25 protein-coding genes and 1 pseudogene are annotated in these 22,138 nt (G+C 34.2%); 14 read left to right on the forward strand and 12 right to left on the reverse strand.

The window, feature by feature from the left end; translation table 11 throughout:
• Nucleotides 1-20 precede the first annotated feature (20 nt).
• From J3U91_RS00260 to J3U91_RS00270, 3 genes are all read right to left on the reverse strand, one after another.
• Nucleotides 21-923 carry a quinone oxidoreductase family protein gene (locus J3U91_RS00260; RefSeq protein WP_002817986.1) on the reverse strand — a complete coding sequence of 301 codons (903 nt, stop codon included), beginning with the start codon at nt 921-923 and terminating at the stop codon, nt 21-23.
• A 101-nt stretch (nt 924-1,024) separates the two neighbouring features.
• Nucleotides 1,025-1,477: a MarR family transcriptional regulator gene (locus tag J3U91_RS00265; protein WP_002817987.1), complete on the reverse strand. Its 453-nt coding sequence runs from the start codon at nt 1,475-1,477 to the stop codon at nt 1,025-1,027.
• A 436-nt stretch (nt 1,478-1,913) separates the two neighbouring features.
• Nucleotides 1,914-2,060 carry a putative metal homeostasis protein gene (locus tag J3U91_RS00270; protein ID WP_002817988.1) on the reverse strand — a complete coding sequence of 49 codons (147 nt, stop codon included), beginning with the start codon at nt 2,058-2,060 and terminating at the stop codon, nt 1,914-1,916.
• A 471-nt stretch (nt 2,061-2,531) separates the two neighbouring features.
• Here J3U91_RS00270 and J3U91_RS00275 point away from each other — a divergent pair, with 471 nt between their 5' ends.
• Both J3U91_RS00275 and J3U91_RS00280 read left to right on the forward strand, forming a co-directional pair.
• Nucleotides 2,532-2,813, forward strand: a complete 282-nt coding sequence (locus J3U91_RS00275) for a hypothetical protein (RefSeq protein WP_226489951.1) — start codon at nt 2,532-2,534, stop codon at nt 2,811-2,813.
• 1,129 nt (nt 2,814-3,942) lie between these two features.
• On the forward strand, nt 3,943-4,179 hold the full coding sequence (locus tag J3U91_RS00280; protein WP_011677351.1) for a hypothetical protein: 237 nt from the start codon (nt 3,943-3,945) through the stop codon (nt 4,177-4,179).
• Nucleotides 4,180-4,732: 553 nt separating this feature from the next.
• Here the strand turns inward: J3U91_RS00280 and J3U91_RS00285 are convergent.
• The 7 genes from J3U91_RS00285 to J3U91_RS00315 all read right to left on the reverse strand — a co-directional run bounded on the left by J3U91_RS00285 (nt 4,733) and on the right by J3U91_RS00315 (nt 7,608).
• Nucleotides 4,733-4,882, reverse strand: coding sequence for a hypothetical protein (locus J3U91_RS00285; protein ID WP_002817993.1), 150 nt, complete (start codon nt 4,880-4,882; stop codon nt 4,733-4,735).
• Nucleotides 4,879-5,208: a hypothetical protein gene (locus tag J3U91_RS00290; RefSeq protein ID WP_050487895.1), complete on the reverse strand. Its 330-nt coding sequence runs from the start codon at nt 5,206-5,208 to the stop codon at nt 4,879-4,881. The genes J3U91_RS00285 and J3U91_RS00290 overlap by 4 nt, the downstream gene beginning before the upstream one ends.
• Nucleotides 5,201-5,620 carry a histidine phosphatase family protein gene (locus tag J3U91_RS00295; RefSeq protein ID WP_002817996.1) on the reverse strand — a complete coding sequence of 140 codons (420 nt, stop codon included), beginning with the start codon at nt 5,618-5,620 and terminating at the stop codon, nt 5,201-5,203. Before J3U91_RS00295 ends, J3U91_RS00290 begins: the two co-directional genes overlap by 8 nt.
• Before the next feature lie 318 nt (nt 5,621-5,938).
• Nucleotides 5,939-6,139, reverse strand: coding sequence for a DUF3923 family protein (locus J3U91_RS00300; protein WP_002817997.1), 201 nt, complete (start codon nt 6,137-6,139; stop codon nt 5,939-5,941).
• Nucleotides 6,140-6,345: 206 nt separating this feature from the next.
• On the reverse strand, nt 6,346-6,948 hold the full coding sequence (locus J3U91_RS00305; protein ID WP_226489952.1) for an MFS transporter: 603 nt from the start codon (nt 6,946-6,948) through the stop codon (nt 6,346-6,348).
• Entirely contained in the window at nt 6,837-7,283 is a 447-nt protein-coding gene (locus J3U91_RS00310) for an MFS transporter (RefSeq protein WP_026163830.1), read from the reverse strand. The genes J3U91_RS00305 and J3U91_RS00310 overlap by 112 nt, the downstream gene beginning before the upstream one ends.
• On the reverse strand, nt 7,267-7,608 hold the full coding sequence (locus J3U91_RS00315; RefSeq protein ID WP_002818000.1) for a hypothetical protein: 342 nt from the start codon (nt 7,606-7,608) through the stop codon (nt 7,267-7,269). Before J3U91_RS00315 ends, J3U91_RS00310 begins: the two co-directional genes overlap by 17 nt.
• Nucleotides 7,609-7,881: 273 nt before the next feature.
• Between J3U91_RS00315 and J3U91_RS00320 the strand changes: the two genes are divergently transcribed.
• From J3U91_RS00320 to J3U91_RS00340, 5 genes and pseudogenes are all read left to right on the forward strand, one after another.
• Nucleotides 7,882-8,733, forward strand: coding sequence for a serine hydrolase domain-containing protein (locus J3U91_RS00320; protein WP_226489953.1), 852 nt, complete (start codon nt 7,882-7,884; stop codon nt 8,731-8,733).
• Nucleotides 8,734-8,797: 64 nt separating this feature from the next.
• A pseudogene (locus tag J3U91_RS00325) lies at nt 8,798-8,941 on the forward strand (ATP-binding cassette domain-containing protein); the annotation flags it as partial.
• Nucleotides 8,942-9,205: 264 nt separating this feature from the next.
• Nucleotides 9,206-11,374, forward strand: coding sequence for a DNA topoisomerase III (gene topB, locus J3U91_RS00330; RefSeq protein WP_002818003.1), 2,169 nt, complete (start codon nt 9,206-9,208; stop codon nt 11,372-11,374).
• A gap of 63 nt (nt 11,375-11,437) precedes the next feature.
• Nucleotides 11,438-11,788, forward strand: coding sequence for a hypothetical protein (locus tag J3U91_RS00335; protein ID WP_002818005.1), 351 nt, complete (start codon nt 11,438-11,440; stop codon nt 11,786-11,788).
• Between the two features lie 448 nt (nt 11,789-12,236).
• Nucleotides 12,237-12,467 (forward strand): thioredoxin domain-containing protein, encoded by a 231-nt coding sequence (locus J3U91_RS00340; protein WP_002818006.1) that lies wholly within the window; start codon nt 12,237-12,239, stop codon nt 12,465-12,467.
• Between the two features lie 146 nt (nt 12,468-12,613).
• Here J3U91_RS00340 and J3U91_RS00345 read toward each other — a convergent pair whose 3' ends face one another.
• Complete coding sequence (locus J3U91_RS00345; RefSeq protein WP_002818007.1) at nt 12,614-13,207, reverse strand: TetR/AcrR family transcriptional regulator; 594 nt, start codon at nt 13,205-13,207, stop codon at nt 12,614-12,616.
• A gap of 107 nt (nt 13,208-13,314) precedes the next feature.
• Here J3U91_RS00345 and J3U91_RS00350 point away from each other — a divergent pair, with 107 nt between their 5' ends.
• Nucleotides 13,315-14,796: an MDR family MFS transporter gene (locus tag J3U91_RS00350; RefSeq protein WP_002818008.1), complete on the forward strand. Its 1,482-nt coding sequence runs from the start codon at nt 13,315-13,317 to the stop codon at nt 14,794-14,796.
• A gap of 716 nt (nt 14,797-15,512) precedes the next feature.
• Entirely contained in the window at nt 15,513-15,854 is a 342-nt protein-coding gene (locus tag J3U91_RS00355) for a nucleoside/nucleotide kinase family protein (protein WP_002818009.1), read from the forward strand.
• A 758-nt stretch (nt 15,855-16,612) separates the two neighbouring features.
• Here the strand turns inward: J3U91_RS00355 and J3U91_RS00360 are convergent.
• Entirely contained in the window at nt 16,613-17,149 is a 537-nt protein-coding gene (locus J3U91_RS00360) for a helix-turn-helix domain-containing protein (protein ID WP_002818010.1), read from the reverse strand.
• A 594-nt stretch (nt 17,150-17,743) separates the two neighbouring features.
• Here J3U91_RS00360 and J3U91_RS00365 point away from each other — a divergent pair.
• The 5 genes from J3U91_RS00365 to J3U91_RS00385 all read left to right on the forward strand — a co-directional run bounded on the left by J3U91_RS00365 (nt 17,744) and on the right by J3U91_RS00385 (nt 21,999).
• Nucleotides 17,744-18,502 carry a helix-turn-helix domain-containing protein gene (locus J3U91_RS00365; protein WP_002818011.1) on the forward strand — a complete coding sequence of 253 codons (759 nt, stop codon included), beginning with the start codon at nt 17,744-17,746 and terminating at the stop codon, nt 18,500-18,502.
• A 99-nt stretch (nt 18,503-18,601) separates the two neighbouring features.
• Nucleotides 18,602-19,831: an MFS transporter gene (locus J3U91_RS00370; RefSeq protein WP_002820698.1), complete on the forward strand. Its 1,230-nt coding sequence runs from the start codon at nt 18,602-18,604 to the stop codon at nt 19,829-19,831.
• On the forward strand, nt 19,828-20,763 hold the full coding sequence (locus tag J3U91_RS00375; RefSeq protein ID WP_002818013.1) for an FAD-binding oxidoreductase: 936 nt from the start codon (nt 19,828-19,830) through the stop codon (nt 20,761-20,763). The genes J3U91_RS00370 and J3U91_RS00375 overlap by 4 nt, the downstream gene beginning before the upstream one ends.
• On the forward strand, nt 20,741-21,193 hold the full coding sequence (locus J3U91_RS00380) for a hypothetical protein (RefSeq protein ID WP_226489954.1): 453 nt from the start codon (nt 20,741-20,743) through the stop codon (nt 21,191-21,193). Before J3U91_RS00375 ends, J3U91_RS00380 begins: the two co-directional genes overlap by 23 nt.
• 125 nt (nt 21,194-21,318) lie before the next feature.
• Nucleotides 21,319-21,999: a metallophosphoesterase family protein gene (locus tag J3U91_RS00385; RefSeq protein WP_002818015.1), complete on the forward strand. Its 681-nt coding sequence runs from the start codon at nt 21,319-21,321 to the stop codon at nt 21,997-21,999.
• Nucleotides 22,000-22,138 lie beyond the last annotated feature (139 nt).

Consider the following 22,138-nt stretch of genomic DNA (forward strand, 5'->3'; position numbering starts at 1 on the left):
TGATTAAATCCTTTCGATAATTAATTTAAGTTCACCAGGACACGACCACGGCTGTGATGATCCTTGGCATAATGCTGAGCTTTTTTAGTTTCAGCAAAGGAAAATATTCGGCCAATAGGTAACCAAAGCTTGTGGCTGGCGACAGTTTTTATTAAATGGCAATAAATCTGATGGTTAAAGTCCTCATGAACAAAGGTGAACGGAACGTTCAAATTGCTGGTTTGTAGAGCAATTGATGCAATGCTGGCCCTTGGTACTGCAGCTATTAGTTGTTGTAATAGTGGTTCGGACCCTGCAATATCAATAATTAGTGTACGCCCATGGAATAATTGAAGGTGCTCTATTGAGTAAACAGGATAACCTGGTAGTGATTGGTTAAAGTACGCTTGACTATCAGGGCTGACTATTGGTGTTAACCCAGGATATGTCGAGCCTAGTAATTGACAAAGGATAAGACCAATGACTGAATTTGCGCCTGTAATGACCAGATGATCGCTAGGGTTTTGTTTAATAAATTCAGTTAATGCCAAGGCTACACCGGGTCCGGCTGTCAATGTGGCGGCTTCTGCATTGCTAACATTTATGGGCAAGGGGAATAGCCAGTCCGAATTCGTATTGAGAATAAATTCTTGGTAAGACCCTTTTGGGTGCATGACTAGCACCCGTTGGTGAAGTAGTTTTTGATCCCGATTATGACCAACTTCTATCACAGTTCCAACACCACCAATGCCAATAACGCGTGGCAATTGAAGGGCTTGTTCTGCAGTAGCGTTCGGATCAGTTTCTTTGTGCCAATCACTAGGAACTACGGGCAAAGTTTCCATGGCAATTAAAACACCATTGTCAGTTAATGCCGGTCGTGGTTCGTTGCGGATAATTAAGCCGTCAATGCCTGTGAAATTAGTTTGAACAATCGATTGCATATGTATTTCCTTTAAATAATGTTGTAATGGAAACAATCATAGCATATATTGTTTCTTTGTCAACAAAAACAGTAATAAAATAACCATCAACTAAATGACAGTTATTTTTTTATGGTTATTTTTTGATCTAAAAATGCATTGTACTGGTGTAAGAATGCTAGGGTAGTAGCTACTGCGTCTGGGCTGTCTCTAAAAATGGGTTCATCGCGTTGCATAAAATAGTTAGTAAACTTTTTGTGTATCTCAAAAACCTCTTGACCCTGAGCGGTTAACTTGAAATAAACTTCTTTTTGATTATCGGGTTTTTGATAACGAACAATCAAGCCTCGACTGATCAATCGTTTAGTAATTTTACTGACAGCCCCTCGCGTAACGTAGAGTGCACTGGCAATTGCAGTCACATTTGTTTCTGAGTGTTCACCGATAAATTCGATAGTATGGACTTCGGCGGGCTTGTAACCTTTCAATGCAATCTTTAACTGATCACGGCTTAAAAAAGATAATTTATCTATTAATTGACTGAGCTCAGCCATAAATTGAACTTGGACGTCCATTGCGATTCTCCCATCAAATAGATTAATCGTAGCAAAATATTGTTTCCCTTTCAACAATATTTTATATTTCATTAAATAAGATTTATAGCGAGATCCAAGGCCTATCTGAAAGCAGCAGGTTTTTTATAAGTTACTACTTCAAACCTGAACTATTAAGAAATATTATTTTATCCCACAAAACTTGAACAATAGAAAATGCTATTAGACAGATATTTGATCAAAAAACTCTCCGCTACTTCCACTACCAAAATAAAACATATACAATTTCCTTACTAAAAAAGTACCCCTAAATATAAATACATCTTGAGAATGATCAAAAGTCTGTAAAAAAGATGAAACCATATTTAAAAGTCTCCTAATCAGAAAATAAAAAGTTCTATGATAGGTCTTTACTTCTTTACATTTATGATACGTAAATTTGTTAAAGATGGATATATCATTGGTTTTCGCTTTCTCTTCTATTCCAAAACCTTATTCTGCAGATTTTTTTGTATTCTTGAATTATTTTTTTAGCCCTGTTTCTTGTTTTTATGCTTGGACTTTTAAGTCTTCTGTAGGCACTTGATAGATCATTTTTTTCCATTTCCATCTCCTTTATTACTTTAAAAGTAATTATTACTATTTAATTATTAAAACATTGTTCTTCGGAAATTTCAATAATCCTGTTTCTTCAATACGGATTAATTAGCTAAGTTGTAGGAGAAGCGATTTTAAACGGTATCTGGTTAGAGGTAATGACAGATAAAAAAATCCATAAAGACCTTGAAAAAAATGAAGGCTAAGGATTTGTCACGAAAGTAATAAATTATAAGATCGTTAAGGTATATCTATCAGACTTATCTGGCAGAGCTATAAACATTCTTTACAAACCTTTAACAATAGACTTATAATTATCTAAATTTTCCTTTGGAAGGAGAATAGATTAGATAAAGCCAAGGAGTTATGTTTGTTATCGGTTAAGAATGAAAAACTATCAGTGTTTAATACAGTTTGGTCATTAGTACTAGCCGTTTTAAATATTTTTATTTATAGTCAAGACAAAAAGGGCATATTTATGGTCCTATTTTTAGTTTTTGTTTTTGTTTTTTTGTTTAAGCAAGCCTATTATTTTATCAGATTAGCATACATAGTTATCCGCTATGCGCCCAATAAAGCACCTGATCCTCCGGATGACTACAAAGAGACTCTGCAACTTGATTTGGGATGGTTCAGTCCTGTTTCGATTATTTTATTGTTGATTGCTTATTTGATCAGTTTCAATTGGTGTGCTTTATTGATTTTATTGGTAACAATTGCTTTGAATATCTATATTTTCTACTCTTCTATTAAAGAATGAAGTTTTTAATTTCTAATATCTAAAGATTACTCATGGTTTTTAAAACCAGGTCTTGGTTATGTAATACCAGTTTTCTTTATAGTCAGTTTGTTAGGTACTTTAGTTTTGACACTATCAGGCTACTCTAAAGTCTTTCATTGGTATTATCAAGTAATTGCCTTTATTGCTTTTTTATATGCATGGTTTATTTTCTTTAAGGGTGATGAAAAGAGTTCTTAAGTCTAAACAATAGCGATAATGAAGATGAATAGGAGATTAACTTATGTTGAGAGTAAACAACAACTGCTCACAAACCTACACCCTAAGATACAAGGCAAAATCGAAAGACTCCCAAGGGCAAGTATGTATCTTATTATTACAGCTATAAGATAATCGGTAGCGGAGAAGTTGAATACGAAATCCACTATAATTTTTACAGGAACTCAAATTATACCAACCTGCAACTTAGCCTAGTTGAGGGTCCTATCTATGCAGATTTGAATTGAGGTAATTTAAAATGGCAAATAAGAGTAAAAGAACTTGGCAGTTTTTTTCTAGCCATTGTACTACCAGTCATGGATATTATTTTTACGACACTCATTGTGCTTTATGCCTTGCAAAGCCCATTTTCAAATCTAGCGAAAACTCAAATAATCATTATTATCTTGATTATTTCAATCACTTCACTTGTTTGGGGGACCTATCACGATCTAAAAAAAGCAGGCTTTATTGAAAAGAATAAATAAAAACTTAGCTTTGATAGTTAGCCGATAGGAAGCACTATTTATGACAACACTAATTATTTGTCTCATTATTCTGGCAATGGAGATCTTGCCAATTGGTTCTTGGCTGGCATCACAAGGTTTAAGGTATGTTTTGCCCATTCTATTTAGCTTGGTACTGTTAGCTACATTCGTCTTGTCCCCTGTTTGGTCTGAACCAAGTCTTTCGTTGGTATGATTATATAATTGCCTTTATTGCTTTTGTATATGGATGGGCACTGTACTTCAAACGTAGTCGGAGAACAAACGAATAATAAGAAAGTTATCTACAGTTAAGAGATTATAGGTAAGGAACTCTAATTATACAAATCTGCAACTTAGCCTAGTTGAGGGTTCTATCTATGCAGATTTGAATTGAGGTGATTAAGATGACAAATAAAAGAACTTGGCGGTTTTTGTATGACGCCATTCTATATCCAATATTAAACATTGTGGCTGCTATCATTTTAATTATGACCACTCGGATAACGCAGTTCACGGCTGCTGAGAAATCTATTATCATTACTGTAATCATCGTTGTTTTAACAATTGAGACAATCTTTATGGTTTACCGTTTTCTAAAAAAAGATGGTTTTATTGTCAATAAAGCGTCTGGGTCAAATTGACCGTTATTTTAAATTATTGATATCGTTTTGGATAATATGAAAAGCCTGATTTGGGTATTTTCCCGATTATTTCAGAGGACAGATATTTTTTCAATGTTGATTGAGGACCATTTTTGAAAAAAATAAATCATATTCTGATGGAGATTGAATATATATGCTAATAATTCCTACAAAAATAAGCCTGTTGATTATATTTACATAGCTAATTAGAAAAAACTAAACAAAATATTGAGTATGAAAAGTCAATTAATATTGAAAATTTTATTCATTGACGTTATGTTTCATCACAAGTTAGGATGAATCTTTTCCAAAAGCAAAAATCTTTGTTGAATTTGATAATGTGCTATCTACCTTTTTCCATACAATAAAAAAGATAAACCAGAAACTATCGAGGCAAATCATATTATTGATCAATAATGATCAGGATTAAAAGAAATCCGATCTACTTTATTAGTTCTCATAAATAAGAGAAACAATCTCTAATTGTGATTAAGAAGTCATAAAGGAGATTTTTAATAGTTGGCACAGAGCCTATTTTTATTCAAGTTATTTATCATTTACTTTTACCGATATTTCCCAGAAATATCAGCCGACTGTCGAAATACTGCTCTTGAAAGTTTGTCGCATCCTTAATCTGTGCCGCCGAAAAATGTTGGGTCGATCCAACCCATTTATCCTCAACGCCATTTGCTCGGTGAATCACTGCCTGAACGTTTCCAGTCCAGGATGACAGCGGTACTTTTGGCCCAGCACATAGGCATCCTGCTTCTCAACATTACCGCCCACAATCTGTGTCACTTTGCCACAGTTCACAGGATAGATAAGTTGGGCACGTTCCTGGTACGCTTTTCCCAACGGTTGGTCAATCGCCACGGTCATTGTCTGGCCAAGAACGCTGAATGGCCGCGACGCCATCAAACTAACCAGCTTTCTTGCTTGAATGTTCACCCGTATCACGTCCGCAAACCTTAATGCTGAGAAGAATGGTGCACCGTGTCCCGGCCAAATCATTTCCACCACGCTACTCATAGCCGTTCCATGTGTGCCGACCGCAACCACCCCATCCTGTGGCAATGATTGCATAAACGCTTGGTATCGCGCCTGAACCTGCACGATTGATTCGCCCCCCCGCCTGTGCGTATGTTAAATCAGTCCATTGCTTACGGACGTATCCAGGAAAATCTACAACCCAATCCGGCATCTGTCGTTCGAGTAAGCGATCGTCATGAATGATTTCTTTTCCAATTACCGTTGCGAGAGGCTGAACCGTTTCTGTTGCGCGCGCCGCGGGACTCGCGTAAACAGCCGTGTACGGAATATAAATCAGATTCGTCGCAATCGCATGTGACTGCCGTTGTCCTCGAGTCGTGAGTGGTCGCAATCGATCATCATGAATATGTGTGTCTGGTTCGCCGTGTCTGATGAAATCAATAATAGTCATTTATTTTTCCTCCTAAATTTAAAGGCACGCTTAAAATTGTGTCAGGAACGTAAGGCTTTGATAAAATCCACGTAGACTGCATATTATCAGTGGCCTCATTATCCCATACACATCAAGAAATATTATCCTAAAAATTAATCCCCACAAAATACTTAGACCACGACAGATTCTCGCCAACTCCACGCTACACTACTCAAACGGCCCCCTGGAAAGTATCAACTGAAAGATTTAAACAATTACCGATACTTAGTTCCTTTGTCTTATGGTTATGACAACTTCCCATTGATAATTTAGCTATCACAAGGAGGACATAGTTTTTTATTTCTTTAATAAGTGATGCCAAATTAACATTCCAATGAGAATAACCAAAAAAAGGATTACCCAGATAGAGAGTCCGATAACTTGGTAAGCAAATGTGTTTTTAACGCCAGCAGCGTCTGCTTTGCGAAACCAAATAAATAAAGCTCCGACAACAAATAAAACGGTTATGCCAAGACTAACGTTTCGCCATAGTTTCATGATTAAGAATCCCCCTATCTTAATTTCAATTGTTCAATCCTTTGTAATTCGATCTTTATTCATACGTCTTTCGGAAAAGCAGGTTACTAGCTATTTATCAATTCAGATTTTTAAATTAATTTTTCTGAAGCAAAACTGCATGCCATAATATTTTGAATTAAGACAATAGTTTAATCAGAGTTTCTTTTGGTATAAATAAGCAAACTCTAACCGCCGATTGGGACAGTTGCTTCTTTGCGTCGACTTACAATAATAAGAACCCAACATGATAGAACCAGCATGACCAGACCACCGAATGTAAAGACAACAAAAGTGTTAAATTGGTCAAACAGTATCCCAAATACTATCGTTCCGGCAGGCATTAGAATCGAACTTACAGTTTCATCTATCGAAAAGACGCGTCCCTGCATCTTTTCCGGGATATGTTGTTGCATGTAAACGTCGACCGGTGTGTTTGAAAACACAAGTAACAATCCGAGGACAATGTTAATCGCGATAAACAAAATGGTGTATGCGTCTTTTGGCAAAGCGATCAGGTTCGGAAGCCCACTCAGTGAAACAATTAATGAGAATATGCTCAAACTAAAGTAGGCCACTTTCAATGATTGTGTTTTAAAATTAAGCCTACTCAGAACCAAACCGCCAAGGAACATACCTCCCGCAAACGCAGACTCTGTAAAACCATATTGTGTGTTTGTTAGATTAAGTTTATCAACCAGAAAAAAGGCAGGCCGATATTGATTGTCGCAAAGAAGAAGTTGATAGCACCAGACGATCCCGAAAACACTAGGTATAATTTGTTTTCCCACAAAAATCTTAGACCTTCGATAAAATTTGACACAATATGACTTTCTGTGTCGGCAACTTGCAAATCCTCGGCATCCGAAATTTTGCTGTTCTTCAAAAACTTGAGAAATATGATTGCAATTAAGGCAACTGTTTCAAAACCTACTTCTATATATGCGAACATGTCTAGGTTAATCAAAGTGTAGACGACCGCCCCTAAAACCGGAGCCAGAAACTCTGCAAGAGATGAAGTTGACTGGTTGAGCGAGTTCGCCCTTTGGAGATCGTCTTTACCAAACAGTTGTGTGAGACTTGCCTGTACCGCGGTGGTTAAAAATCCATCAGAAACTGCAAGCAACGTAATCAATACCACCCAGCTCTACAAAATATATGTTAGGGAATTCAATGAAAAAAAGAGCAAATAACAATAGGAAGACAATTGTTCCAAGTTGCGAGGCGATCATAATTTTTTTATGGCTATACGTATCAACGGCATATCCAACAAAGGGCGTAATACAAAGGCTGACGATTGGTCCAGTGACCAAGCTGATTCCCATACCCAAAGTAGATACTGTTCGCCATAGGATATAAAGACCGATTGCAAAAGAAAGCATTTCGCTGCCAAACGTTCCAAAAAATTTCGCAATAAGAATCCTGCTAAGGTTATTGTTCACTCTCAACATAAGTTAATCTCCTATTTTTACTATAATAACAGTTGTTTTTTATGGTAAAGATGAGTGTCTTTTTCTCCTAAACGGTTCGCTTCGCCTTCCATACTGATATTTTTAATCAAAAAATATTCAGCCAAACTCGTCAGTGTTATTACTAAATAAAAGGAATTAAAGCAATTGTATTTATCATCAAAAGCAGAAGTTATTATTAAAAAAATTATCGGTTTATATCCAGAAAGTACGCTGTCAATCGGTACTTTTTATCAGGAAAAATTATCATGGCGAGTGTATGGTAAAAACTGCCGCCTGAATAAGGAAAAGCTGCAAAATTATGAAATTGGTTCGCTAACGAAAGTTTTCACAGCTTTTTATTTTATTGAATTATTCAAGGAAAAAGTTGTGACAAGTCAAACCAAAATAAATGAAGTTGTTTCTGATTTACCTACAAAAAATTATCCAACAATTGGCGAGTTACTGACGCACCAATCGGGTTATGGCTATTTAATCCCTCTAAAGCTAAGCGACTTGATTGGGATTATTAAACATAAAGGCATTTGTCGGTACAATCCTTACGAGAGCAATATGTGTGCAGATAATGTTAGAAAAATCTTGATTGAAAAGAAAATTCCAACTCATCGTAGACGCGTATATTCCAATTTCGGATATGCTGTTTTAGGTCTTATCCTTTCAGAATTAGAGGCTAAAAACTATGAAGAGTGTATTAACGCATTTTCTAAGAAGAAGTTGGGTTTAAACCATACTAATTTTGGCAATACTGATTTATTACCAGGTTATTTTAGAAATAAAAATTATGGCAATTGGCAATGGCTTGATTGTGAAAATAATCTTGGTAAGGCTACTGGTGGGCTTAGATCCAACGTAGTAGATATGCTGAAGTTTTCAAGTAAAATACTTGCGGAATCGACCTTTTTAAAGCAAACAGAATCTTTTTCCTTGATGGGGATGTTTAAAAGTCGAGATGGAATTTGGATGAAAATCGGCCAGACCGGAACACAATTATCAGTCATGATGATTGATATCGAAAACAGTTCATCTGCTGTTGTTTTAGTTAATTGTTTGAATAAATACAGTGTCTCCTTGGCCAGAGAACTACTTTTAAGAGCCTTTGAAGAGTAACTTTTCCAAATTCTCGATGAACTTCAATGTATACAAATTTATAATTCGGGAGAATAAACTATTTATGGCTTATATTCAGGTACAGCATCTTTATAAACGATATCAGATGGGCAATGAGGTAATTGAAGCAAATCGGGATATTAATTTCACGATCAACAAAGGAGAACTGGTGATCATTTTAGGCTCTTCTGGAGCGGGAAAATATACTTGACTAAACATTCTCGGTGGAAAAAGTTTTAATCCTTAACTTAACATTAATTGCTTAACTATTGTAATGACACTAATGACCACGCTTTTTAGATCACTGGATAAAGTCTAGGAGCTTTCAACATATACAATTGGTTTAGGTTTATCAGTTACTAAATCACTAATAACATTGCAGAATGTTTGGCAATTAACAGGAATAGCAAAATCAATATCATGTAATAGGAATGTTGTTGAAACACACAGGATGGAAAGGTGGGAAAAACGCATGACAACAGTTATTTTGGCCGAAAAGCCTAGTCAAGCCCGATCATATGTAGAAGCATTTAAGAACAGCACAAAAAAAGAGGGTTACTTTTCAGTCAGTGATCCTGTTTTAGTTAATGAGACATTTATAACCTATGGTTTTGGTCATTTAGTAGAATTGGCAACGCCGGAAAAATACGATCAAAAGTACAAACGATGGTCCTTTTCTAATTTGCCGATTTTTCCCGATAAGTACAAATTTATTGTCCCTAGGGACAAGAAAACCCAGTTTAAAATTGTCAAAGATTTGCTGATGAAAGCCGATACGATTATTATTGCGACTGATAGTGATCGCGAAGGTGAAAATATTGCTTGGTCGATCATGAATCAAGCAAAAATTAACTTAAAAAGTAAAACTATCAAACGCTTATGGATCAACTCGCTTGAAAAGGACGCTATTTTAAATGGTTTTAAAAATTTAAAAGATGCTTGGAATTATTACCCTGCCTACCAAGAAGCTCAAACCAGACAAATTAGCGATTGGCTGGTCGGAATGAATGGAAGCCCACTATATACATTGCTATTAAGACAAAGTGGAGTTCGTGGTGTCTATTCAATTGGTCGGGTCCAGACGCCAACTCTTTATATGGTCTATCAAAGAGATCAGGAAATTAAAAACTTTAAGCCGGAGCCTTATTTTGAAATAAGCGCCGAAATTTTAGCTAATCGGCAAAAATTCGTTGCCAAATTAGATCCCTATCAACGCTTTAAAGACGAAGGAAGTCTGACTTCATTTATGGAGGCAAAAGACCTTCGGATCGGTTTCCGAGAAGCCTTAATCAAAGATGTTTTACAAGAGACGAAAAAAACAGCTAGTCCGCGCTTGTTCTCTCTTTCGAGTCTGCAAAGTGCGATTAACAAACGCTATCACGCTAGTGCCAGCGATGTCTTAAAAGCTGTTCAAGCTCTATATGAGGCTAAGTTGCTTACTTACCCAAGAACCGATTGCAACTATATTACCGATCAAGAATTCAATTATTTGTTTTCAAACCTAACGGGATATTTGAGTTTGGTGTCTAATCAAGTCTCTTTAAATAATACTGAAGCGAATAAACGTTATGTAAACGGTAAAAAAGTCCAGGAACATCATGCTATTATTATGACTAAGATTATTCCAAATAAAGCGAAATTGGCAGCACTGCCTAAGTTGCAACAACAAGTTTATGGCTTAGTTTTGAGAACAACGCTAGCTATGTTTGCTGATCCTTATGAATATGAGCAAACAATAATTATTACTGAGGTTGGCAAAGCCAATTTTAAGGCAACCGGAAATGTGCCAATCAAACAAGGCTGGAAATTACTATTTGCAGACGATAAAGACAAAAATGATGAAACGGTTGTAACGCTGCCCAAGGTGACAAAAAACCAGAAAGTTCAAGCCGACTTGAAAACACCGCAAAAGGAAACTACCCCACCTGTACCCTTTACCGAAGGTACATTAATCACGGCTATGAAAACTGCCGGTAGAACTCTCGATGATGAAGAAGCCCAATCAATCTTAAAAGATGTTGAAGGGATCGGCACCGAAGCAACCAGAGCTAACGTTCTTGAGGTCTTAAAAAAACGCGGATATTTGCTTTCTAAAAAGAATCAGCTGCATGTTAGCGAACAGGGAATTACTTTATGTACAGCTGTTGAGCTTGAACCATTACTCACCAGCCCGGAAATGACGGCCAAATGGGAACTTGCCTTAAAAGAAATAAGCCAAAAGAAACGCAGCCAGGAGAGTTTCTTAATTCAAATTAAAAAATTTGTATCAAAATTGGTCGACGAAGTGCCGACACAAATTAAACAAAGTGAAGGTTTATCCAAGCAAGTTAAAAACCAAAAAATTGTTGAAATCCAAGACCGGCAACAAGAAGCAATTGGCAGGTGTCCTCTTTGCAAAGAAGGGATGATTGTTGATAAGGGCAAATTTTACGGTTGCACAAATTATAAGGCTGCTGTTCCGTGCCGTTTCACTCTACCGAAAAAATGGAGCGAAAAGACAATTGGTAAAACAGCTATCAAAGCTTTAATTACAAAGGGTGAAAGTAACAGGCTAAAAGGATTCAAGAGTAAGAAAAGCGGTAAGAAATTCGATGCCAAGTTGAAATTGGAGGGCAGTAAATTAAGTTTTGATTTTAGCTAATCTATCGTTTTCACAACATTCTACTTTTTTAAAATTTGTATTCTATCCTTTTATTTCTTTTCTATGCTGATTAAGAATATGCCGGATGTCCCGAATGGCTTTGACGTTATTACTAACAGCCACGATGGCTTGAATTTTGACGGTATCACACGTTTTTTCAAGAATGGCGGTTTATTCATTACTGAACAGGTTGGTGCAACCAACAATTACAGTCTCTCCAGCTTTTTAACAGATAATTATATTCCTGCCCATCCTGAAAACGTAATGGTTAATGTTATTTCCAAGCTGGTAGAACGTGGCTTTCAAATTCTTAAAAGCAATTCTTTTTATCCTAAAATTTGGTTCTATGATGTTGGCGCATTTGTTTATTATGCCAAGATAATCAGTTGGGAATTTCCTGATTTTCAGTGTTGAAATATCAGTCCTAATTGATGCGCTTGCAACGAATTATTGAGCAAACAGGTTTTATTGAAAGCAATGGGGACCGTTTTCTTCTAGTAGCAAAAAAACAATAAGATAACCAATAGTAGCCTGAGGGCTGCTTTTTATTTCACCGAAAGTAGATTAATGTCATTTAAATATTTTTAATTTAAGTAAGAATTTTCGCTGTCTTTTCTCTAAAACAATCAAATTGAGATCTGGTTCGGATCATGTTCAGTTCAAATACTTCTTATATTGATATGTTCGAAAAAGTAAAGATATTATCATAAGGATTATTAGTTCAAAAGAACCTGGTTTGTATATTTTTGATAATTATTAAAAATATTACATAAATTTTATTTTTTTAAATAGTATGACTTACTAATTTAAAGATTACCCGTTAGCATGTGAAATAACAAAAGAATTTAGGGGGGCGATTCATTTGTTAATAAAAGTCTATACAGATCAAAGTATTCAATCAGTGGCGACAAAAAAATGTTTGAGTAACCATCACGTAGATTTTAAGGAAATCAAAGCGATCGGCAATAAAAAAGTCTTTGATTATTTAAGAAAAGTAAAAGCCAAGATGCTTCCTTATGTCGAAACAGAAAATGATTCTTGGTCGGGATACCGTCCTGATAGATTAAGAAAAATGATAGAAAACAAATCTTGATTAGAAAACCAAGTCATTAAAAGATCAAGACCTAAGCTACGCCCAGATGGTTAAAAAATTGAATAAAGTTGATTTATTTGCATCAATTATATTCAACAAATCGATTAATTGCTTGTGGTGAATCTATATTATTAATTGTAAAAATCTCACTTATCTTCTAAATATATCGGCAGAATAATATCGTCGACTAACAATTCCAATGCTTTCTCATCAATACTTTCTTGAACAAATACTCGGTATCTCAACCAATCAAAGGGCAGTAACTTAATTGCTTCAGGTAAATTTTTTTTAACATGTTCACCACGCTTTAAGGCACGCTTAAGGATACGGTTAATCGCATTAATATCAACGCTCGAATTACCATTGATTATCTTGGCAAGAGAATCATTATAGCAATTAGGTTCAGCTAAAATTTCGCGGAAAAAGCTTTTGCCAATCACGTCGACGCTGACCAAAAAACGATGCAAAACTTGAAAGAGATCCTCTCGCAAACTTTGACCTGTTAGAACAATTTCGTCTACTTTACCATGATTATCTCTACGAATTTTGTCTTGTAGAGCCGCCAATGCAAGTCCAAAAGGTGTTTTCCAACGACGATAAATCACAGGTTTACTTGTAGCAGCTTTTTTAGCAACCCGTTCAAAAGTCAAAGTCCTAAAACCAGTTTCATCGATAATCCCTCTTGTTGCAATATAAATGTCTTTCTCCAATTCTTTTCCACGCCGTCTTTGCTTTGTCATAACTTTTCCATTAAGATACTTTTAGTTTCTTATTGACTTTTCTCTCTGAGAGTAATATAACATTTCTTGTTAAGAAACTTTAAGTATCTTATAAACAAGGAGATTAAATGAATCAAAAAGAAGGAATTATCGATAAAACAACGATGACGACCGCTTGGGTTTTGGTTTTTGGTGCGCTCGCGCCATTACTAGACTCAACAATGATTAATATTGCTGTGCACAGTTTAGTAAGGAACTTACATAGTTCTGTCTCAACCATCCAATGGGCCGTCACTGGTTATGTTCTAGCCACGGCCATTGCCGTGACTTTCTCAAGTTGGCTGTTAAATCAATTTGACGGAAAAAAGGTTTTTCTAGCTGGTGAAATTATATTCGCATTTGGCTCAGTCTTATCGGCTTTAGCAATTAATGCTCAGTTTCTGATTGGAGCAAGATTAATTCAGGGGTTTGCCGGTGGAATAATTATGCCTTTACTAACAACTTTGTTAGTTCAAACGGCAGGACAAAAAGTGATGGGCCAAATGATGGCCACAGTTGGATTGCCGATTATTATTGGGCCGTTAGTTGGGCCTATAATCGGAGGGATCATCATTAAATATCTCTCTTGGCAATGGATTTTTTGGGTTAATGTGCCAGTGGCTGTTATTTCAATTCTGCTGATTTTATGGAAGATGCCTAGTTATCCGGCCCAAAATAAGTCAGCGAAAATGGATTTCGTTGGAATTGTTTTCCTAGCTGGTGCGACAACCAGCATGATCTATGGGATTGTCAAAGCCGCTAGAAAGGCCAGTTTCGCCAATAAAGACACACTACTTTTCATTGGATTAGGTTTAGCTTTAGCTCTTCTCTATGTATTTTGGGCAATGCGAATCAAAGACAAAGCTGTTCTACCACTGAATTTGTTTAAATATCGTTCCTTTAATGGATCGGTCTTAGGACTGCTAATTGCCGGAACGGTTTTAAATGGTGCGATGTTAGCTTTGCCTCTCTTTTTCCAAGAAGTGCGCGGCATGAGTGTCATGATGGCCGGATTAGCTCTGATTCCGCAAGGTGCTGGTATGCTGGTCTCAAGAACATTAACGGGCAAATTAACAGATAAATTTGGTGCTAAATATGTAGTATTGACCAGTCTTATTATTACTTTTATTGGCACAATTCCTTTTTACTGGTTTAACCACGAGACATCCTATTGGATAATTGCACTCGTTCTTTTCGTTCGGGGAATTGGCGCTGGTGGAATTTTGATGCCACTCATGGCTGATTCCTATACAGGTATGCAAGGAGCATTAATTCCAGCCGCGTCGATTGGTTCACGCACGATTCAAAATATTGGTAGTGCTTTTGGCACGGCAATTATCACTACACTGATCACGGCCTATTCGAACGCCAAAATCAAAGGATTCAAACAAAATATTTCAAGCGCTAATTACCATGTTAAAGCCGCGAATATGTCTCAATTTGTTGCACGACATTTAGACTTGATTCAAATACACGCTTTTCAATATGGTTTTTTCTGTATTTCAATTGCTGCATTATTAATTGCTTTGCCAACTTTTCTATTGACTAACAAAATTGAAAAGAATCAGTAGCCAGTTCTTTATCCAGATCCTACTATTGTATTTTAAATACGCTCTTCCAATAATTGTCTGTTGGCTATTAGTTCTCAAAGGGGGATTTATTACTAACAAAAATTTGGCTATTTTTTTGAAGGACTGACTTCTTTGTGTTATTTTTAATCTTTTTTAATTAGTGTTTCTACCTTTTTTTTGAGCGAAAAGTTTTTTCGATTGAACGTTGTGAAGGTACCTCAAGCATAAGTTCGTTTTATTTTTTCACTGTAGATGGTTGTGTTTTGACAAAATGTTTTAAAAACTACATACTTTTTTCATTTATTGAAAAAATGATCTAAAAATGTCTTCGGTCTCTGTGGATTAGATATTTTTTACTTAAAAAAATTAGAAATAATCGCAAATAATTCAAAATAATAGTGTAAATAATCGCAAATTTTCGTAATAAATCCTCTGTGCAACAATCTGTGCTTGATGGGCTTTGAGTGAGAGAATAGTGCTAAAACATTGGTAGCTGGATAATTTAGAAGAAAAGTGGATTTAATTATGTCAAAAGTAATAGTAATTAGTGGCCTGACGGCTGGAGGAAAGACAACACTCATCAAACGCTGGCACAAAAATTAACCAATAGCAAAATTATTTCCTTTGATGATTATGATATTGATCAATTACCTTCAGCCCCATCATTGAGCACTCCCTTGTCTGAGTCTGTTAATCAGTATGATATTACAGAAGTTGTGCGAGCTGTAAAATCTGCTAGAACAAAATTCGATTATGTATTGGTGGATTTTCCATTTGGAAATCGCCATAATTCATTGGCTTCTTTAATTAACTTAACCGTGTATATTAAAACACCCTTAGATCTTTTATTGGCTCGACAGATATTACGCGATTATTCGACTAGCAAACTAACAGACATTCTCGATTGGTTAAAAACATACATCAGAATTGCCCGGCCTATATTTCTCGCAAATGAACAATTTGTTTCATCAAGTGCTGATTTGATCCTAGATGGCAGCAGTTCTCTGCCATCAAAAGTGGATTTTGTCTTAAAAACACTTCAGCGCGATAAATTTTAAAAGTAAATCTATGATTTAATATTCAAATTTATATTGATACTTTACTTATTGGATTGTATTTCTTCGTGAAGAAGCGTCCTAACTGATAAGTCATGCAATTGATATCCATACATGAGACTGTGAGATGCAACGCTAATTTATTTAATTCTTAAAATACATATTTGTTATCCTTATAAATTTAGGAAAATTTATTAAAGATATTTTGTTTTGCTATTCAGGATGACGAGTACTCTAATAAGCAAAAATTATGAACCAAATTTCAGAGATCTTAATTTCCTTGAATGTTGTAAGGATAAAAGTTAAAAAATAATAGGTACTTAAGCTTCTGAATTTTTTTACTGGACTTTAGATTTAGTAATTTTTAATAGGCATTGTATTGTTGACTGAATGAGTTAGGTCACTTTAATAAGCCAAAAATAAAGTAATTGTTGAGGATAGGGACTTTTTGCTAACTAATGATCATCGACTTTTTAAGAAAAATAATATATAAAACAAAGTAAATCATGGCAATCAATCAAGAGAAAAAGACATCTGAATTGTTATGAAAATATACTGAATCCGTGTCGTTATCATTTTAATATTTCAATTTACTATAAAAATTATAATAAGGCTCCCTTGAATCTCCAATGAGAGCCAACAATTTTAACTGAATTAAAAAGCAAAGAAGGTCTGACCCTATATGAGACAATCTTTGCTTAAGCATCCAGATAAATGAATGCTTTTTATTTTTCCCGGCTATTAACGATTTTTATAATCATTTATTTATAAATGGCTCTTTGATTAAATCGAAGATATTTAATCAAGAAATCTATTAGATAATAACTAACTTTTTTAGCAAAAGGATATAAAAATATGCCAATGATAAAAAAGACGATACTTAGACTTGTTTGAATTAAAGAAAATGATTGTAAGCCCAGTAAATTAACGATTAATAATATTATCGGAGAAAATATAAAACTAATTGAAATTGTCCAAATAGATAAAAGTAAACCAGCTGCAGTGATCAAAACACTAGAAAAAAGACACAAATTAAATATGATGGCACCGAACAAAGCTAACCAATTAATCTTTTTCATTTTTCTAAATTCCTCATTTCTTTTCGTTTGTAAAGAAAGATTATCTAAAGATAAACCATAGAGTTGTTTAAGCTCTCTAAGCACATATATATTTGGCAGCGTTTTTCCCTGTTCCCATCTGGAAACAGTTTGCCTAGTCACATACATTTTCTTTGCGACTTGGTCTTGAGTTAAGCCAACAGCATTTCTAGCAGATTTTAAAGATTCACCTAAAGACATTTTTCCTCCTAAAATTAACTATGATAGATAGTTCAAAAAAAAGAAAGCAACAAGTCTGTTACATGATGCGATTTTATAATTGGTTGATCCGTATTAATGTTTTTATTAAGATAACTCCAACAGTTTAGTTAATATTTGCGGATGAAAAAAACATCTTTAAGAGGAGGCGTTTAAGTATCGATTCCTCTCTTGTTTTTTTGTTTAAAAATATATATGCCTATATCCTATATTGAAGTATGAAGTAAGTCATTTTTATAAAAAATATTCTACTAAGAAATTCAATAGGAGATCTTCGTCAAGACAAAATATGATAAATGTGATTTGATTATCAGAGCAGTATTTAAATAATTTGTTTACTATTTTTTAAAATCTGAATTATCAAGAATAATATTATTTTTCTATTAATTAAATTTAAAAGGACAAAAAATTGCAGTATAAATCTTTCTGGAAATATGGAAATAATTCGTCACTCAAAAAAATATTAGTTTTGGACAAGGTGATAGTCTTCTTAAAAGTAGTTATATAGAAATATTTAATGGACTAGAAAATTTTATCCATAATTACGAAATATCTAATTTTAATTATCCAATTAAGATGTCCAAAAACGTTATTAGAATTGATTATTCTTATAATGAAATAGTTGAATTTGGTAAAAGTAAAAACAAAAAACTTTACTTATTTCCAGGCATTTTAAAATTCGATAAAAGAATTATGGATCAAAATAACTATAGTTTTAGAAAAGGGCATTATCAAGGAATCACTATCTTGGTAAAGAAGGATATAAAGGATCCATTTTTGAAACAATTTTTTGGAGAAGGAAAACTCTTTGGTTCTTTCAATCAGAGCGAGGACTATTTTTTTCTTAAAAGCGATTTTATTAAGAATTTTTTTGATAGTTTACTGATTCCTGATATTAGCGATTCTTTATTATTTTTAAGACTCAAAGCCATTGAATTATTATTATATCTATCTTCGGAGCGGGCGACTAAAGATATAATCTCAAAACAAAAAATATCAATAGAAAAAATCGGAATCCTAAGGGATATTCAGATATATTTGGATAACAATTTGGATAGAAAAATAAGTCTAACTTTTTTAAGCAACAACTTCCATATTAGTGAAAGTAAACTCGAATACTTGTTCAAGGATACTTATGGAATTACTATTCATGATTATTTTCTGATCCAAAAAATCGATTATGCCTGCCAAATGCTTAAAAATACTAATAATAAAATAACTGACATTGCTAATGAAGTAGGCTATGAAAATGCTAGTAAATTTTCTGCTGTTTTTAAAAACAGAAAACTACTAACCCCGCGTGAATATAGATACTTAAATAAAATTATTAATTAATTGAATTGGATCATAAAAAACCAATTGGAGCATTACCTCTATTAATTGTTTGCTAAATTGAAATCGTTGCAGTTTATATTGAAAGGATCTCAATTCTTAATGAAAAACAAATTATTTATAGCTACTTTAATATCATACCTTGGTATATACATCACAATGCCTGTTCTTTCTGCGATTTCTACTAAAGCCCATATGCTGCCTGGCCAGATTGGAGTGATGATATCCTTAGGTGCAATCGCTATGCTTGTATTTGCGCCAGTTTGGGGAAAGCTTAGCGATAAATTAGGCAGAAAAACTGTTATAGTTGCTGGGCTAATGGGAATGGGGGTCATGTTTATTCTTTATACGGCCCTTTTTAGATTGTCAATTTCACAAAGCAAAACAATTACGATTTTAGTAATCTTGCTTATGGCAGTGAGATTTTTATTAGGCATTTTTATGACAACGGCACCTACCGCAGCTAATGCCTATATGGCGGATATTTCTTATCCAGAAAATCGAGCCAAAGATATGTCATCTTTAGGTCTGGCAACCGGTCTAGCAATGGTGCTTGGACCAATAATTGGTGGAATTTTATCTTCGATTGGAACTTTATATCTTCCATTTTATATTTCTATAATTATGCTCATTTTGTTTGGATTTATTTTCATTACTATTCTTCCAAAAAAAGATCAAGAAAAAAACAATTCCAAAGAAATTGATAATATCAAAGCAGCTCTTGAAGATAAGAAAAGTTTTTTTACTTTCAAACTATTTGGGTGGTTAATAGCAGGATGTTCCATTATGTTTGCTGTAGTGGGGTTACAAATTTTAACGTCCTTATATTTGCATAACGATCTCGCTCAAACAGTAACGCAAAGCGCAAAAACAGCTTCATTGCTCTTTGTAATTCTAGGTATCTCTCTAATGATTTCTCAATTTCTTCAAATCAAATTATTAAAGTGGACAGCTCAAAAAATGATGTTGTTTGCTATTCCGCTGATTATAATTGGCTTATTGTTGATTGCTGCCGCAGATAATTTAGTTTTAATTATATTAAGCTACATTATCATCGGAGCAGGATCGGGTCTGAGAATGAGTTCTTTGTCAGCTGGAGCATCGTTATCGGTTTCTCAACAAAATCAAGGGGCCGCAGCTGGAGCCGTAGCAATGACGCAAGGTATTGCTGGAATAGTTTCTCCACTTTTTGGTTCTTTTATCTATGAAATAAACATAAAGTTCCCTTTTATTTTCTTTTCAATTTTTGCCGTGCTTACTTATATCCTTTTTGTTTTTTCAAATAAAGAAAATAATTATCTAAAAAATAAAGATCAAGGTGTTTATAGATGAAAAGAATTGCTATTAAAAATTGGCCAAAATTGCCAAATGATCTGATTCCTATCGCGATTGATCGTAATTCTGTTGATTATGTTCAGGCAAGCAGCAATTGTTTTATAACCGGTAAACCAAAATTAATTTTAATGGCTAGGACAGAGAACGAAGCAGCGGCCAGTATTAAATATGCTAGTAGGGTTAGAAAAGAAACAGGAATCGATGTACCTTTTTCTTTTCGTAGTGGCGGTCATGGAATATCAATGGCTTCTGTTAATAACGATGGTATTATTTTAGATATTTCCAAACTTAAAAAGGTTGAGATAGTTGATATTAATAAAGGACTAGTTAAAGTTCAAGCCGGAGCAGTGTGGGGAGATGTCGCTGAGTTCTTAAATCGATTTCACTTAGTAATTTCTAGTGGTGATTTTGGCGATACTGGGGTTGGTGGACTATCAACTTCTGGTGGAATTGGTCTATTAGTTCGTTCGTTCGGTCTAACAATTGATCATATTTTGGCTGCTAAGGTTATAACTGCAGACGGCGAAATTAGATCTGTCGATAAGGATAATGAACCAGATTTATTTTGGGCTATAAGAGGAGGCAGTTCTCAAATTGGTTTAGTCACGGAATTATTATTTCAAGCTGATAAAATTGAACCCGAGAATCAGTATCAATGCCCTATAACTGTTCAGAATATTGATTTTATAATAGACGATTTAGAAAGCTTTGTTCATAAATGGGGAAAATGGATTGATGAAGCACCATTAAAAATAACTAGCAATTTGATGTTCACTTCCTTTGATAATAATCAAATTTTGGTTAAAATGAACAATTTTTGGGTTGGAATGCCAAATCAAATTGCAAATGATGCTTTCAAAAAAGCATCAAAGCTAGCTATTGTTAAAAAATATGATCAAAAAGTAGTTGATTACGGGAAAGCTTGTTAAAGCTCCACATAATCCTCATAAGGGACAACAGCCAGTATATGTAAAGAATGTCTTATTAAATAATTTCATACCACATTTAGGAACAAAAATTTCCGATATAGTTCATAACCAGAAGACAATCGGGGTCGAATTACGATCAATTGGTGGATATTTAAATACTGTAGATGCAAATCAAACAGCTTGGGCAGACAGAAGTGCAGTTATTTTTATTGCTTTCTGGTCTAAGTCTAAGAATAATAAAAACATCAATAGAATTTTTGATTCGTTACAAAAAGTTGATGTAGGTGTTTATGGCGCTTACTCTAGCGACTTATCCATGAAAGAAAGTTATCGTATATGGCCAAGTGAAACCGCCCAAAAGCTGAAAAATATAATGAGCATTTACGATCACAAACATCTTTTTAATCAGGGACATTATTTATACGATTAATGAATAAAAAACTAATTATTCCAAAAAAATACTTAAAAAGGGAATCAAAATTTGAAAATAGCAGCCTTATATGATATTCATGGGAATTATCTTGCCTAAAAAAAGTTTCGGATGAACTTAATAATATGCAACCTGATTTGTTAGTTTTTGGTGGTGATTTAATTAGTGGCCCAATACCACTGGAAACTCTGGATTTAATTTACGATCTAAAAAGCAAATATAGGACCGCTAGTGTCTTAGGGAATAATGATCAAGATATTATCGATTCTTATGAAAATAAAAAACTTTCTTTATCAAATAAAGCTCAGGAACAGATTAAATGGGTTACTAGATTATTAAATGAAAAACAAATTTTAGATCTAAAAGATATGCCAATTAACATCAATGTTGGTAAGTATTTTTTCTGTCACGCAATTGCAGATGACAATAGAACTATCTTTACGCAAAAAACAAGGATCTCTAACATCAAACAATTATTTCTAGAAGTCATTTCTCCCTTTATTATTTGTGGCCATACTCATTTACAATTTAAGTTAAAAATTGGTTCTCAACAAATAATCAATGCTGGTAGTGTTGGAATGCCGTTTTCTGATAAAAAAGGAGCCCAATGGCTTTGGATAGAAAACAATAATTTTCAGTTTAGAAGAACTCTTTTCGATGAGGATATTGCTATTAAAAATATGAAAAATAGTGATTTTCCATTTGTGAATCAATTTATTGAAGAATATGTTAAAAATACTGTCAAAGTTAGAACTGGATATAAAATACTTAGAAGATTAGAAGAAAACAACAGATTGAGAAAATAAGTTTGATAGATATGATATTTATTTATTGCGTTTAATAATTAATTCAAAACAAATACTGATTCATGGTTATTCCATGGACACCGGTTCAACTGCCAGCATCAAAAAACTAATATTCTCAAAATTATACAAAGCATCTAAC

Source organism: Oenococcus oeni, from assembly GCF_020510245.1.
Lineage (GTDB): Bacteria > Bacillota > Bacilli > Lactobacillales > Lactobacillaceae > Oenococcus > Oenococcus oeni.

Excerpts from the sequence above, each read along its gene's own strand:
- topB (WP_002818003.1), top strand. The coding sequence starts at position 9,206 with ATGACAACAGTTATTTTGGCCGAAAAGCCTAGTCAAGCCCGATCATAT.
- J3U91_RS00265 (WP_002817987.1), bottom strand. The coding sequence starts at position 1,477 with ATGGACGTCCAAGTTCAATTTATGGCTGAGCTCAGTCAATTAATAGAT.
- J3U91_RS00315 (WP_002818000.1), bottom strand. The coding sequence starts at position 7,608 with ATGTTGAGAGTGAACAATAACCTTAGCAGGATTCTTATTGCGAAATTT.
- J3U91_RS00290 (WP_050487895.1), bottom strand. The coding sequence starts at position 5,208 with ATGAGTAGCGTGGTGGAAATGATTTGGCCGGGACACGGTGCACCATTC.
- J3U91_RS00365 (WP_002818011.1), top strand. The coding sequence starts at position 17,744 with ATGTCCAAAAACGTTATTAGAATTGATTATTCTTATAATGAAATAGTT.
- J3U91_RS00335 (WP_002818005.1), top strand. The coding sequence starts at position 11,438 with ATGCTGATTAAGAATATGCCGGATGTCCCGAATGGCTTTGACGTTATT.
- J3U91_RS00360 (WP_002818010.1), bottom strand. The coding sequence starts at position 17,149 with ATGTCTTTAGGTGAATCTTTAAAATCTGCTAGAAATGCTGTTGGCTTA.
- J3U91_RS00280 (WP_011677351.1), top strand. The coding sequence starts at position 3,943 with ATGACAAATAAAAGAACTTGGCGGTTTTTGTATGACGCCATTCTATAT.
- J3U91_RS00350 (WP_002818008.1), top strand. The coding sequence starts at position 13,315 with ATGAATCAAAAAGAAGGAATTATCGATAAAACAACGATGACGACCGCT.
- J3U91_RS00295 (WP_002817996.1), bottom strand. The coding sequence starts at position 5,620 with ATGACTATTATTGATTTCATCAGACACGGCGAACCAGACACACATATT.
- J3U91_RS00260 (WP_002817986.1), bottom strand. The coding sequence starts at position 923 with ATGCAATCGATTGTTCAAACTAATTTCACAGGCATTGACGGCTTAATT.
- J3U91_RS00270 (WP_002817988.1), bottom strand. The coding sequence starts at position 2,060 with ATGGAAAAAAATGATCTATCAAGTGCCTACAGAAGACTTAAAAGTCCA.
- J3U91_RS00370 (WP_002820698.1), top strand. The coding sequence starts at position 18,602 with ATGAAAAACAAATTATTTATAGCTACTTTAATATCATACCTTGGTATA.
- J3U91_RS00375 (WP_002818013.1), top strand. The coding sequence starts at position 19,828 with ATGAAAAGAATTGCTATTAAAAATTGGCCAAAATTGCCAAATGATCTG.
- J3U91_RS00385 (WP_002818015.1), top strand. The coding sequence starts at position 21,319 with ATGCAACCTGATTTGTTAGTTTTTGGTGGTGATTTAATTAGTGGCCCA.
- J3U91_RS00275 (WP_226489951.1), top strand. The coding sequence starts at position 2,532 with ATGGTCCTATTTTTAGTTTTTGTTTTTGTTTTTTTGTTTAAGCAAGCC.
- J3U91_RS00345 (WP_002818007.1), bottom strand. The coding sequence starts at position 13,207 with ATGACAAAGCAAAGACGGCGTGGAAAAGAATTGGAGAAAGACATTTAT.
- J3U91_RS00300 (WP_002817997.1), bottom strand. The coding sequence starts at position 6,139 with ATGAAACTATGGCGAAACGTTAGTCTTGGCATAACCGTTTTATTTGTT.